At 63.1% G+C, this 12,257-nt stretch carries 9 protein-coding genes; 5 read left to right on the forward strand and 4 right to left on the reverse strand.

Annotated features, from left to right (window positions below):
• Positions 1 to 13: 13 nt before the first annotated feature.
• Positions 14 to 1,141, reverse strand: a complete 1,128-nt coding sequence (locus ACFSOZ_RS30000) for an S-(hydroxymethyl)glutathione dehydrogenase/class III alcohol dehydrogenase (protein ID WP_379104062.1) — start codon at positions 1,139 to 1,141, stop codon at positions 14 to 16.
• A gap of 200 nt (positions 1,142 to 1,341) precedes the next feature.
• On the opposite strand from ACFSOZ_RS30000, the gene ACFSOZ_RS30005 reads away from it, so the two are divergent.
• The 3 genes from ACFSOZ_RS30005 to ACFSOZ_RS30015 all read left to right on the forward strand — a co-directional run bounded on the left by ACFSOZ_RS30005 (position 1,342) and on the right by ACFSOZ_RS30015 (position 7,866).
• On the forward strand, positions 1,342 to 3,354 hold the full coding sequence (locus ACFSOZ_RS30005; RefSeq protein ID WP_379104063.1) for an acetyl-CoA carboxylase biotin carboxylase subunit: 2,013 nt from the start codon (positions 1,342 to 1,344) through the stop codon (positions 3,352 to 3,354).
• Between the two features lie 113 nt (positions 3,355 to 3,467).
• Entirely contained in the window at positions 3,468 to 6,995 is a 3,528-nt protein-coding gene (dnaE, locus tag ACFSOZ_RS30010) for a DNA polymerase III subunit alpha (RefSeq protein ID WP_379104065.1), read from the forward strand.
• A gap of 67 nt (positions 6,996 to 7,062) precedes the next feature.
• Positions 7,063 to 7,866 (forward strand): potassium channel family protein, encoded by an 804-nt coding sequence (locus ACFSOZ_RS30015; RefSeq protein WP_379104066.1) that lies wholly within the window; start codon positions 7,063 to 7,065, stop codon positions 7,864 to 7,866.
• 43 nt (positions 7,867 to 7,909) lie between these two features.
• Here the strand turns inward: ACFSOZ_RS30015 and ACFSOZ_RS30020 are convergent, their stop codons facing one another.
• Both ACFSOZ_RS30020 and ACFSOZ_RS30025 read right to left on the reverse strand, forming a co-directional pair.
• Complete coding sequence (locus ACFSOZ_RS30020) at positions 7,910 to 8,368, reverse strand: hypothetical protein (protein WP_379104068.1); 459 nt, start codon at positions 8,366 to 8,368, stop codon at positions 7,910 to 7,912.
• A 139-nt stretch (positions 8,369 to 8,507) separates the two neighbouring features.
• Positions 8,508 to 9,389: a DMT family transporter gene (locus tag ACFSOZ_RS30025; RefSeq protein WP_379104070.1), complete on the reverse strand. Its 882-nt coding sequence runs from the start codon at positions 9,387 to 9,389 to the stop codon at positions 8,508 to 8,510.
• 192 nt (positions 9,390 to 9,581) lie between these two features.
• Between ACFSOZ_RS30025 and ACFSOZ_RS30030 the strand changes: the two genes are divergently transcribed.
• Positions 9,582 to 10,088, forward strand: a complete 507-nt coding sequence (locus ACFSOZ_RS30030; RefSeq protein WP_379104071.1) for a hypothetical protein — start codon at positions 9,582 to 9,584, stop codon at positions 10,086 to 10,088.
• 147 nt (positions 10,089 to 10,235) lie between these two features.
• Here ACFSOZ_RS30030 and ACFSOZ_RS30035 read toward each other — a convergent pair whose 3' ends face one another.
• Positions 10,236 to 11,564: a DNA polymerase IV gene (locus tag ACFSOZ_RS30035; protein ID WP_379104073.1), complete on the reverse strand. Its 1,329-nt coding sequence runs from the start codon at positions 11,562 to 11,564 to the stop codon at positions 10,236 to 10,238.
• Positions 11,565 to 11,629: 65 nt separating this feature from the next.
• Here ACFSOZ_RS30035 and ACFSOZ_RS30040 point away from each other — a divergent pair, with 65 nt between their 5' ends.
• Complete coding sequence (locus ACFSOZ_RS30040; protein WP_379104074.1) at positions 11,630 to 12,205, forward strand: GNAT family N-acetyltransferase; 576 nt, start codon at positions 11,630 to 11,632, stop codon at positions 12,203 to 12,205.
• The last annotated feature ends 52 nt before the right edge of the window (positions 12,206 to 12,257 follow it).

Consider the following 12,257-nt stretch of genomic DNA (forward strand, 5'->3'; position numbering starts at 1 on the left):
GCTTTTCTTCTCCTCAGTAAACGACGACGCTTCGGATCGACTTGCCCTCATGCATGAGGTCGAAGCCCTTGTTGATGTCCTCGAGCTTCAGCGTGTGGGTGATCATCGGGTCGATCTGGATCTTGCCGTCCATGTACCAGTCGACGATCTTCGGCACGTCGGTGCGGCCGCGCGCGCCGCCAAAGGCGGTGCCCATCCAGGTGCGGCCGGTGACCAGCTGGAACGGCCGCGTCGAGATCTCCTGGCCGGCGCCGGCGACGCCGATGACGACCGACTTGCCCCAGCCGCGATGCGAGGCTTCCAGCGCCTGCCGCATCACCTTGGTGCTACCGGTGCAGTCGAAGGTGTAATCGGCGCCGCCGATCTGGTCGGCGCCACGCTTGGTCATGTTGACGAGGTGCGGCACGACATCGCCGTCGATCTCCTTCGGATTGACGAAATGCGTCATGCCGAACTTCTCGCCCCAGGCCTTCTTGTCGTTGTTCAAGTCGACGCCGATAATCATGTCGGCGCCGGCAAGCTTCAGGCCCTGGATGACGTTGAGGCCGATGCCGCCGAGGCCGAACACGACGGCGGTCGCGCCTTGCTCGACCTTGGCCGTGTTGATGACCGCACCGATGCCGGTGGTGACGCCGCAGCCGATGTAGCAGATCTTGTCGAAGGGCGCGTCGGGATTGACCTTGGCCAGCGCGATCTCGGGCAGCACGGTGAAGTTGGAGAAGGTCGAACAGCCCATATAGTGAAAGATCTTGTCCTTGCCGATCGAGAAGCGCGACGAACCATCGGGCATCAGGCCCTGGCCCTGCGTGGCGCGGATCGCCGTGCACAGATTGGTCTTCCTCGACAGGCAGGACGGGCACTGCCGGCATTCCGGCGTATAGAGCGGGATGACGTGGTCGCCCTTCTTGACCGAAGTGACGCCCTTGCCGACATCGACGACAACGCCGGCGCCCTCATGGCCGAGGATGGCCGGAAACAGGCCCTCTGGATCGGCGCCCGACAGCGTGAACTCGTCGGTGTGGCAGATGCCGGTCGCCTTGATCTCGACCAGCACCTCGCCGTCGCGCGGACCGTCGAGGTCAACCTCCATGATCTCCAGCGGCTTTCCGGCGGCGACAGCGACTGCGGCGCGGGTTTTCATCAGGCAATTCCTCCAAAGGCGATTTTTTCGCAAGCTTTCAGGTTTTGTCTTGGCGATCAACAGCTAGCTGGTTCCAGGCCTGGGCCAATACGGAGAATTTTAATCCCAAATCGATTGAAAGGTCGCGATTGACCCGGCCGGCTTGACCGCGCCGACACAGGCCATAAAAGGAACGGCCGACCCGAGGGATGACATTCCGCATGTTCACCAAGATCCTGATCGCCAATCGCGGCGAGATTGCCTGCCGTGTCATCAGGACGGCGCGCAAGATGGGCATCGCCACGGTTGCCGTCTATTCCGATGCCGATCGCGATGCCGTGCATGTCGAAATGGCCGATAAGGCGGTGCATATCGGGCCGTCGCCGGCCGCGCAGAGCTATCTCGTGCCTGAAAAGATCATCGCCGCCTGCAAGGAGACGGGTGCGCAGGCCGTGCATCCCGGCTACGGCTTCCTGTCCGAGCGGGCGGCCTTCTGCGAGGCGCTGGAAGCGGAAGGCATCGTCTTCATCGGCCCGAAACCCCGGGCGATCAGGGCGATGGGCGACAAGATCGAATCGAAGAAGTTTGCCAATGCCGCCAAGGTTTCCACGGTGCCCGGCTGGCTCGGCGTCATCGAGAATGCCGACCATGCCGAAAAGATCGCCGGCGAGATCGGCTATCCCGTGATGATCAAGGCCTCGGCCGGCGGCGGCGGCAAGGGCATGCGCATCGCCTCGAGCCAGTCAGAAGTGCGCGACGGTTTCGACCGGGCGCGCTCGGAAGCCAAGAGTTCGTTCGGCGACGACCGCGTCTTCATCGAAAAGTTCGTCGTCGATCCGCGCCATATCGAAATCCAGGTGCTGGCCGACGCACATGGCAATGCGCTCTATCTCGGCGAACGCGAATGCTCGATCCAGCGCCGCAACCAGAAGGTCGCCGAAGAGGCGCCATCGCCGTTCCTCGACGCCAGGACACGCAAGGCCATGGGCGAGCAGTCCGTGGCGCTGGCCAGGGCTGTCGACTATCAGAGCGCCGGCACGGTCGAGTTCATCGTCGACAAGGACAAGAACTTCTATTTCCTTGAAATGAATACACGATTGCAGGTCGAGCACCCGGTGACGGAGCTCGTCACGGGTATCGACCTGGTCGAGCAGATGATCCGCGTCGCCGCCGGCGAAAAGCTCGCCTTGAAGCAAAGTGATATCAAGCTGAACGGCTGGGCGGTGGAAAGCCGGCTGTATGCCGAAGACCCGTACCGCAATTTCCTGCCCTCGATCGGCCGGCTGACGCGCTACCGGCCACCTGAGGAAGGACAATTCGGCGACGTCGTCATCCGCAACGACACTGGCGTCACCGAAGGCTCCGAGATTTCGATGTTCTACGATCCGATGCTCGCCAAGCTGTGCACCTGGGCGCCAACGCGACTGGCAGCCATCGACGCCATGTCGGAAGCGCTCGACAGTTTCGTCGTCGACGGCATCGAGCATAACATTCCGTTCCTCGCCGCCCTGATGCAGCATCCGCGCTGGCGCGAAGGGCTGATATCGACCGGTTTCATTGCGGAGGAATACCCCGACGGCTTCGCGCCTATCGTGCCGAACGACGATGAGAAAGCCGTGCTGGCATCGATTGCCACCGCGGTGGAATTGCTGCGCAGGGACAGGCTCGACCGGCTGGGCGGACGCCTGGCACCGCATTCGGGAGCGCTGAAGCGCGACTGGGTGGTGAAGATCGGCGAAGACTATCTGTCGGCGTCCATCCTCGAAGGCATGATTTCCATTCCGATGGAGATCGATCTGTCGATCGAGGGTGGCACGGCGCTGACCGTTTCATCCGACTGGCGGCCGGGCGATCTGATCTGGCGCGGTTCGGTCGGTCAGCGCAAGGTCGCCGCTCAGGTGAGGCCGGTTGCCAATGGCTTTCGCATCGCCTGGAAGGGCATGTCGGTGACCGCGCGCGCCATGCTGCCGCGCATCGCCGAACTTGAAAGGCTGATGCCGGAGAAGGTGGCGCCGGACACGTCGAAACTGCTGCTGTGTCCGATGCCCGGCCTGGTCGTGTCGATTGCCGTTGCCGAGGGGCAGGAGGTCAAGGCCGGTGAAACGCTGGCCGTGGTCGAGGCGATGAAGATGGAAAACGTGCTGCGTGCCGAACGCGATCTCGTCGTGTCGAAACTCAACGCCAAGCCGGGCGACAGCCTGGCAGTGGATGCGGTGATCATGGAGTTTGCGTAAGGCGAGCTAGGCAGGGCACGGCAAGCCTGTGGTCGGCGGTCGTTTCTGCTGGACTGGCATCGCCGGGTCCCGGACAATACATCTCCATCGACTCAGGACCTTCACGCAGCATTATGGCCGACGAAAAACTTCCACGCGATCCCCTGAAGCGCGAAGCCGCGATCGCGGCCGCGCGGCCGGAGATGCCGACACGGCCTTTCGTACATCTGCGCGTGCATTCGGCCTATTCGCTGCTGGAAGGCGCCTTGCAGATCGGCAAGGTGGTGGCTCATGCGGTCAAGGATGAAGCCCCGGCGATTGCCGTCACCGACACCAACAATCTGTTCGGCGCGCTGGAATTCGCGCAGAAGGCGGTGAAGGACGGCATCCAGCCCATCATCGGCTGCCAGATCGCGCTCGCCTTTTCCGGCGAGAACAGCGATGGCCAGCGCGACCGCCGGCGGCAAGGTCCGGATATGCGGCCGGTCGTCCTGATCGCGGCGACCGAAGCCGGCTATTCCAATCTGGTCAGGCTGGTCAGCCGTGTCTACCTCGAAACACCGCCCGGCGAGGCGGTGCACCTGACCACCGAAATGATGGAAGGTTTTTGTGACGGGCTGATCTGCCTCAGTGGCGGGCCGCGCGGACCGATCGGCATTGCGCTCAAGGAAGATCGCCGCGATCTGGCCGAGGCACGGCTTTTGACCCTCAAGACGATGTTCGGCGACCGGCTCTATGTCGAGCTGGACCGGGTTTCCGGTTATGATCGAATGATCGAGAAATCGTCGATCGATCTCGCCTATGCCCATCAATTGCCGCTGGTCGCCACCAACGAGGCGTTCTTCTCGGCGCGCGACGATTATGACGCGCATGACGCGCTGATCGCCATCGCCGAGGGCTCGGTCGTTGCCGCCGACAACCGCCGCCGGCTGTCGCCGGACAATTTCCTGCGCAGCCAGGCCGATATGGCCAGGCTGTTCGCCGACCTGCCGGAAGCGATCGACAACACGGTCGAGATCGCGCTGCGCTGTTCCTACTACCCGAAGAACCGCAATCCGATCCTGCCGCGCTTCACCGGCGGCGACGTCGCCGACAATGACGCCGCCGTGCAGGCGGAAGCCGACGAACTGGCCCGCCAGGCGCATGAGGGGCTCGACGCGCGGCTGGCCGCGCACGGCCCGACATCAGGCTACACGGTCGAGCAATATCGCGAGCGGTTGAATTTCGAGCTCGGCATCATCACCAAGATGAAGTTTCCCGGCTACTTCCTGATCGTTGCCGACTTCATCAAATGGGCCAAGGCTCAAGGCATTCCGGTCGGGCCGGGCCGCGGTTCGGGCGCAGGCTCCCTGGTCGCCTATTCGACGACCATCACCGACATCGACCCGCTGCGATTCTCCTTGCTGTTCGAGCGCTTCCTCAACCCCGACCGCGTATCGATGCCCGACTTCGACATCGACTTCTGCCAGGATCGCCGCGAGGAGGTGATCCGCTACGTCCAGAAGAAATACGGTCGCGACCAGGTCGGCCAGATCATCACCTTCGGGACGCTGCAGGCGCGCGCCGTGCTGCGTGACGTCGGCCGCGTGCTGCAGATGCCCTACGGCCAGGTCGACAAGCTCTCCAAGATGGTGCCCCAGAACCCGGCCAATCCGGTCAAGCTCGCCGACGCCATCGCCAACGAGCCGCGCTTTGCCGAAGAGGCCGAGAAGGAGCCGATCGTCCAGACGCTGCTCGACATGGCGCAGAAACTGGAGGGCCTCTACCGCCACGCTTCAACACACGCCGCGGGCATCGTGATAGGCGACCGGCCGCTGTCGGAGCTGGTGCCGATGTACCGCGATCCGCGCTCGGACATGCCGGTCACCCAGTTCAACATGAAATATGTCGAGCAGGCCGGGCTGGTGAAGTTCGACTTCCTCGGCTTGAAGACGCTGACCGTGCTCGAAACCGCGGTCAAACTGATCCGCCGCCGCGGCATCGAGATCGACCTGGCGACGATCCCGCTCGACGACCCCGAAACTTACGCCATGCTGTCACGCGGCGAAGTGGTCGGCGTGTTCCAGGTGGAAAGTGCAGGCATGCGCAAGGCGCTGATCGGCATGCGGCCCGACTGCATCGAGGACATCATCGCGCTGGTGGCGCTCTACCGGCCGGGGCCGATGGAGAACATCCCGACCTACAATGCCAGAAAGCATGGCGAGGAGGAGATGGCGTCGATCCATCCCAAGATCGACCATCTGGTGAAGGAGACGCAGGGCGTCATCGTCTACCAGGAACAGGTGATGCAGATCGCGCAGGAGCTTGCCGGCTATTCGCTCGGCGAAGCAGATCTTTTGCGCCGCGCCATGGGCAAGAAGATCCGCGCCGAGATGGACAAGCAGCGCGAGCGCTTCGTCTCGGGCGCGGTCGAACGCGGCGTCGCCAAGCCGCAAGCCGACTTCATTTTCGACCTGCTGGCCAAGTTCGCCGACTATGGCTTCAACAAGTCGCACGCCGCTGCCTACGCGGTGGTCTCCTACCAGACTGCCTATCTCAAGGCGCATTATCCGGTCGAGTTCCTGGCGGCGTCGATGACGCTCGACATGGGCAACACCGACAAGCTTGCCGATTTCCGCCAGGATGCGCTGCGCCTCGGCATCGAGGTTCTGGCGCCGTCGGTTATATCGAGCTTTCGTCCCTTCGAGGTCGGTGAGAACCGCATCTACTATTCGCTGGCCGCCCTAAAAGGCGTCGGCGACGCAGCGGTCGAGCACATCGTTGCCCAGCGTGGCGAAAAGCCATTCAAGAACCTCGCCGATTTCTGCGAGCGGGTCGATCCCAAGATTGTCGGCAAGCGTGTCTTCGAAAGCCTGATCATGGCTGGCGCTCTCGACTGTTTCGGCCATGACCGCGCTTCGATGATGGCAGGGGTGGAGCGGATGATGGGGCTGGCGTCGCTGGCGCAGCAGAACGCGGTCTCCGGCCAGCACGATATCTTCGGCGCCTCGCTCGGCGCCCAGTCGCAGGCGCTCAATCTGCCGGCGACGGATCCATGGCTCGCCGCCGACCGGCTGCACCGTGAATTCCAGGTGGTCGGCTTCTATCTCTCCGCCCATCCGCTCGATGAGTACAAGGCGGCGCTGCAGAAGATGCGGGTGCAGAGCTGGGCCGAGTTTTCGGCAGCCGTCAAACGCGGTGCGGCTGCCGGCCGGCTCGCCGGCACGGTCACCACCAAGCAGGAGCGCAAGACGCGCACCGGCAACAAGATGGGCGTCGTCGCCTTTTCCGATACATCCGGCCAGTATGAAGCGGTGCTGTTTTCCGAAGGACTGGCGCAGTATCGCGACCTGCTCGAGCCCGGCCGTTCCGTCGTCATCACCGTCGCGGCCGAGGACAGGCCGGAAGGCGTCAATCTGCGCATCCAGACGGTGCAGTCGCTGGAGGACGAGGCAAGCCGCATCCAGAAGGCACTGCGTATTTTCGTGCGCAATGCGGCGCCGATCGGCACGCTGGCCGGCCAGCTTGCGGTCAGGGGCGAAGGCCAGGTCAGCTTCGTGCTGATCAAGGAAGATGGCGAGGGGGAAATCGAGATCGAGCTGCCCAATCGCTACCGGATCTCACCGCAGATCGCCTCGGCGATGCGTGCCGTGCCGGGCGTGGTCGAAGTGGAGCTGGTGTGAACCCCGCTCTTGCGGGCCGGCGGCAGTCCGCCGCGCGGCTCTTGCCGCGAACGCCACCGCAATCGTCATGAAAGCGGCGGACAAGGACGGGTTGCCAGACAGTTCAGCAATGGCGCGGTTGCGCGACAAACTGCGCAAGCTCTATCACGGACGCACCCCGGCGGCTTTCCGGTTCCAACTGGTATCTGTTGTCATCGACCTCGCGATCATTGCTTTCTTCATCGCGACGCCGGTTCTTCAAGACAAGCCGTCATTCCTCTGGCTCGACTATGCGGTGGCGGCGCTGGTCGCCGCCGACATGATTGCCCGGCTGCTGGCCTCCAACGACATGCTGCGGCTGATGAAACAGCCGACATCGTGGATCGATGCCTTCATCCTGCTGACGCTGCTGATGCCGACGGCGCTGGCGAGCCTCGGTTTCCTGCGCATCCTGCGACTGTGGTCGCTGTCGCGCAGCGGATCGCTGTGGCGGCATTTCGAGATGCGCGGCGTCAAGAAATGGCGCGAGGCAAGCCAGGCGGTCATCAACCTGTTGACCTTCCTGTTCGTCATCACCGGCTTCGTCTACACCTTCTTCTTCCGAACCGGGACGGGGCTCGAAAACTATATCGACGCCCTCTATTTCACCGTCGCCACCGTGACCACGACCGGCTTTGGTGACATCGTCCTGCCCGGGATCGCAGGCAAGCTGACCGCGATCGCCACCATGATCGTCGGCATTTCGCTGTTTGTCAGGCTGGCGCAGGCGCTCTTCCGCCCCTCCAAGGTATTCTTTCCCTGTCCGCAATGCGGGCTGCAGCGGCACGAGCCCGACGCTGTCCATTGCAAGGCCTGCGGCCACCTCCTCAACATACCCGACGACGGCAATTGACGGGCTGGAGACCCGTCCCGCCGGAATACCGAGGTTAACCCGCTCAAAACTGCGGGCCACCTATCTGGCTGTAGTTGATGCCGTCGAAGCTGATGCCCGTCAGGCCGGGAGCCGCCATCTTCCGCTTGTGACCATCGCGGCAGTCGAACACGGGCCACTCCGTCTGTTTGCAAGGGATCTCGCGGCACATTCGGCTCAGGCAATCGCCCTCGGTAAGCAGGAACAAACTATTACCCAGGCGCCGAACCGTGCTTCCGTCGTCGGAACGCCAAGTCCAGGGAATGCGCAACGAGGAAACGAAATCGCCGACAAGGCCACCGGTCCCGGAATGTGCGCGCAGGCTTGTTCGATAATGCGCCATGGACGCGGAATAGTCGGCCACGATCGTCGGGCCATAGGAGGAAGCCATAGGGCTATCCGACTCGAGAAGGTGTGTTCCCGCTTCGGCTTCCGCTTTGCTGGTGGCTACCAGCGCCGACATCAACAAAACAGCGACGATCATAAGAGGCATCGTTGCACCATCTCACGCTGGCTCTCTGTCTCCAGGAGCGTCTCATCCCGCCGCCCCAGCTACAGGCAGCAACGTTAGATCAGGGCACGAAACTCTCGTAGACTCAATCTCTACCAGACCGGACCATGGTCTAGGACGCGACGATCTTTACCGGTTGTGGCGTTTTTCGCTGCAGATTGAGCAGATTGCCCATCAGGATCAGCAGCGCGCCGCATGCGGTGAAGGCGTCTATCTGCTCCTGATAGAGCAGCCAGCCGATCAGCGCCGACAACGGCACGCGCAGGAAATCCATCGGCGAAATGACGGTGGCGTCGGCATAGCCAAGCGCACGGGCCATGCAGAAATGCGACGACATGCCGGTGAAGGCGATCAGCAGGATCCATGGCCACAGCTCCAGCGGCGGGTTGCGCCACTCATAGAGCGCCGGGATGAGGCCGAGTGCCGATTGGATGATCAGCATCCAGAAGATGATGCGCACGACGCTGTCCGTGCGCGTCAGCGACTTGACCAGCACCAGCGATATGCCGAAACAGACGGCGGCACCGAGCACGACGAGGTGTCCCGGATCGACCGAGCCGACGCCGGGGCGCACGATGATCACCACGCCGATCAGCCCCAGCACGATCGCAGCAAGCCTTGGCCGGGAAAGTCTTTCGCCGAGAAAAGTCACCGCCAGGATCGCCGTCCAGATCGGCGTGGTGAATTCGATCGAGATCAGCACGGCCAGCGGGATCAGCGTCAGCGCGTAGAGCCAGGCCGCCTGGCCGGAATAATGGATGATGTTGCGGGCGATGTGGGCAACGGGGCGCTGCGTGCGCATCGCAGCAAAGCCGCCGCTCATCATCACTAACGGCAGAAGGATGAAAAAGCCGATCACCGAGCGCAGTTCCAGCACCTGGAAGACGTTGAGCTCGGCCGTCGTGGCGCGGCCGGCGACCGACATCGCCAGGAACGAGGCGATCGACAGCGCCATCCAGAACGCGGCCTTTGGGATGGAGGGGGTGGGTGCCATGCCCGCTATGTCGCAGGCCGGGGCTCTTGCCGCAATCGCTAGCCGCTGCATTCTTCTGGGCCAGTCGCAACGGCTGGAGGTTGCAAAACGTCATGGTCGAGGCGGAACCTGATACGGCAACGGGCGTTGAGTACCCGATGTTATGCCGTGCCCTTGCGGAGCTGCCTTTCCAACATTGACAAGGAGAGTTTCATGAAACCATTCGCGCAGTTTGCGCTTGCCGGCTGTGTGTTGCTTGCAGCAGGCACGGCACATGCCGATGAGGCCAAGTTTCTCCAGTCGTTCAATGGCGATTTCGCTGGCAAGGGCACTGTCCAGGTAACCACCGATGTGCCGAACGTTAGTGTATCCTGCAGCTTCAAATCGAATGCGACCTCAACCTCACTCTCGCTGGATGGCAATTGCCGCGGTCTCGTCCTGGTAACGCGGGCTATCAGCGCCAACCTGAAGGTCACGGGTGCGAAGTACAACGGCATCTATGTCGGGTCTCGCACCGGGCCGGCACAGCTGAATGGCAGCCGCTCCGGCAACGCGATCAATCTCGGCATTGGCTGGGCCAAGGAGGTCAACGGAGATCGAAAGGCGCGGATGACGGTCGAGAAGAAGGGCGAGAACGGCATGCGGCTGACCGTCACCGACACCGACCCGAAAACCGGCAAAAGCGTGGTGACGAGCAGGATCGATCTGCAGCGCACCTGACAGGTGTGTTGATATTCAGATGATGCCGGCCTGCGAACGGCGGATTTCTGCGCTTCCGGTGCTCGCGTACCGGAACGTACGCTCCGCTTCTCGAAACCCACCACTCTCGGCTCGGCCTGATCCGGATCTCGATACACTCGATGCAGCTCAGTCCTCAAGCGGTTCCGGCGGGTGGGCGTCGCGGCCCTTGCCGAATGTATAGCCGGTTTCCACAGCCTTGCGGCCGAACTTGTCGCGCAGGGCATCGATGGCACCTTCGGCCATGGCTCGTTTGCGCGACTGAACGTCCACCAGATCGGGCGGATCAGCCTTGTCGTCGTCCGAGAGGTCGCTGACGCCGATGCCGAGCAGCCGATATTTCGTGCCGTCGGTTTCCTTGCGCAGAAGCTCGACCCCGGTCTGGAAGATGCGATCGGCGAGCCGGGTCGGGTCGCCGAGTTGGCGGTTGCGCGTGCGCAGCTTGAAATCCTGGGTCTTCAGCTTCAGCACCACGGTGCGCCCGGCGATGCCGGATTTCTTCAACCGTGCCGAGACCTTCTCCGAAAGCCCCCGCAGCACCGCGACGAGCTCGTCGAGTGAAGCGATGTCCGTGTCGAAGGTGGTTTCGGCCGATACGCTCTTGGCATCCTGGTCGGGATCGACGCGGCGGACGTCTTCGCCGCGCGAAAGGCGGTAGAGCCGGTCGCCCATCGTGCCGTAACGGCGCATGAGGTCGCCACGATCCATCTGCTGCAGCTGGCCGATGGTGCGGATGCCGTCGCGCTCCAGCGTGGCGTTGAACGCCTTGCCGACGCCCCAGATCATGGTCACCGGCTGCGCCGCCAGAAAGCTGGCCGCCTCGGCCTCGCCAATGACCGAGTAGCCGCGCGGCTTGCGGAAATCGGACGCTATCTTGGCGAGGAACTTGCAGTAGGACAGGCCAGCCGAAACGGTGATGCCGATCTCCTTCTCGACCGCCAGCGCGAAGCGCGCCAGCACCACCGCCGGCGGCAGGCCGTGCAGCCGTTCGGTGCCGGCGAGATCGAGAAACGCCTCGTCGATCGACAGCGGCTCGACCAGCGGCGTCAACGCCTGCATCATGGCGCGCACCTCGCGGCCGACGCGAACATATTTTTCCATGTTGGGGCTGATGACGACCGCCTCCGGACAGGCTTCGAGCGCCTTGAACATCGGCATTGCCGAGCGCACGCCCTGGATGCGGGCAATGTAGCAAGCGGTGGAGACGACGCCACGCTTGCCGCCGCCGATGATCAGCGGCTTGTCCTTGAGCGCCGGATTGTCGCGCTTTTCGATCGCCGCATAGAAGGCGTCGCAATCGATATGGGCGAGATGCAGCCGGTAGAGCTCGGGATGGCGCGCCAGCCGGGGACTGCCGCAGCGTTCGCAGCGGCGCGTCTGGCTGCGCTGAAATGTCAGGCAGTCGCGGCAAAAACCGTGATCGGGATTGTTGACAGGGGCCGCCATCGCTGCGAACATAAAGAGAACAGATGCAATGGTACGACAGTGCAAGGCCAGCGACAAGGCTGGCCTGGGGAGAACGCATGAGCACGACCATAGCGCCACTGGCACCCGAACTCTGGGCCGATTTCGAGGATCTCTTCGGCAAGCAGGGCGCCTGCTACGGCTGCTGGTGCACGCATTTCCGGCTGGCGCCGGCGATGCGCCGCGAGAGCAGCCGCGAACGCAACAAGGACCACATCAAGGCGCGCATCGAAGCTGGCCCGCCGCCCGGCCTGCTGGCATTTGAAGACGGCAAGGCGGTTGGCTGGATGCAGATCGGACCACGCGCCGACGTGCCCGAATGGAACAATCAGGGTAGGGGGTCGGCACCCGTCGATGCCGCCGACGCCATGGATCCGACTGTGTGGGCCATCTCCTGTTTCTTCATCCGCACCAAGGCGCGCGGCAGGGGCATCACGCATCGCCTGGTCGAAGGCGGTATCGATTTCGCCCGCAAGAACGGCGCCCGGATGGTTGAAGCCTGTCCGATCGACCTGTCCCGCGATTCGCGTTCGATCGGGTTGTTCGTCGGCTCGTCGCGGGTGTTCGAGAAGGCCGGTTTCGAGCGGCTTGTGGAACGCAAGGCAGGCCGGCCGTTGATGCGGCTCGTGCTATGACGAGCTTTTCCGCCTCGGCATCTTTGTTGATCTCACCTTGCGGTTGCAGCGG

Origin of the sequence: Mesorhizobium newzealandense, assembly GCF_042682145.1 — a bacterium.
GTDB lineage: Bacteria > Pseudomonadota > Alphaproteobacteria > Rhizobiales > Rhizobiaceae > Mesorhizobium > Mesorhizobium newzealandense.

Excerpts from the sequence above, each read along its gene's own strand:
- ACFSOZ_RS30000 (WP_379104062.1), bottom strand. The coding sequence starts at position 1,141 with ATGAAAACCCGCGCCGCAGTCGCTGTCGCCGCCGGAAAGCCGCTGGAG.
- ACFSOZ_RS30005 (WP_379104063.1), top strand. The coding sequence starts at position 1,342 with ATGTTCACCAAGATCCTGATCGCCAATCGCGGCGAGATTGCCTGCCGT.
- dnaE (WP_379104065.1), top strand. The coding sequence starts at position 3,468 with ATGGCCGACGAAAAACTTCCACGCGATCCCCTGAAGCGCGAAGCCGCG.
- ACFSOZ_RS30015 (WP_379104066.1), top strand. The coding sequence starts at position 7,063 with ATGAAAGCGGCGGACAAGGACGGGTTGCCAGACAGTTCAGCAATGGCG.
- ACFSOZ_RS30020 (WP_379104068.1), bottom strand. The coding sequence starts at position 8,368 with ATGATCGTCGCTGTTTTGTTGATGTCGGCGCTGGTAGCCACCAGCAAA.
- ACFSOZ_RS30025 (WP_379104070.1), bottom strand. The coding sequence starts at position 9,389 with ATGGCACCCACCCCCTCCATCCCAAAGGCCGCGTTCTGGATGGCGCTG.
- ACFSOZ_RS30030 (WP_379104071.1), top strand. The coding sequence starts at position 9,582 with ATGAAACCATTCGCGCAGTTTGCGCTTGCCGGCTGTGTGTTGCTTGCA.
- ACFSOZ_RS30035 (WP_379104073.1), bottom strand. The coding sequence starts at position 11,564 with ATGTTCGCAGCGATGGCGGCCCCTGTCAACAATCCCGATCACGGTTTT.
- ACFSOZ_RS30040 (WP_379104074.1), top strand. The coding sequence starts at position 11,630 with ATGAGCACGACCATAGCGCCACTGGCACCCGAACTCTGGGCCGATTTC.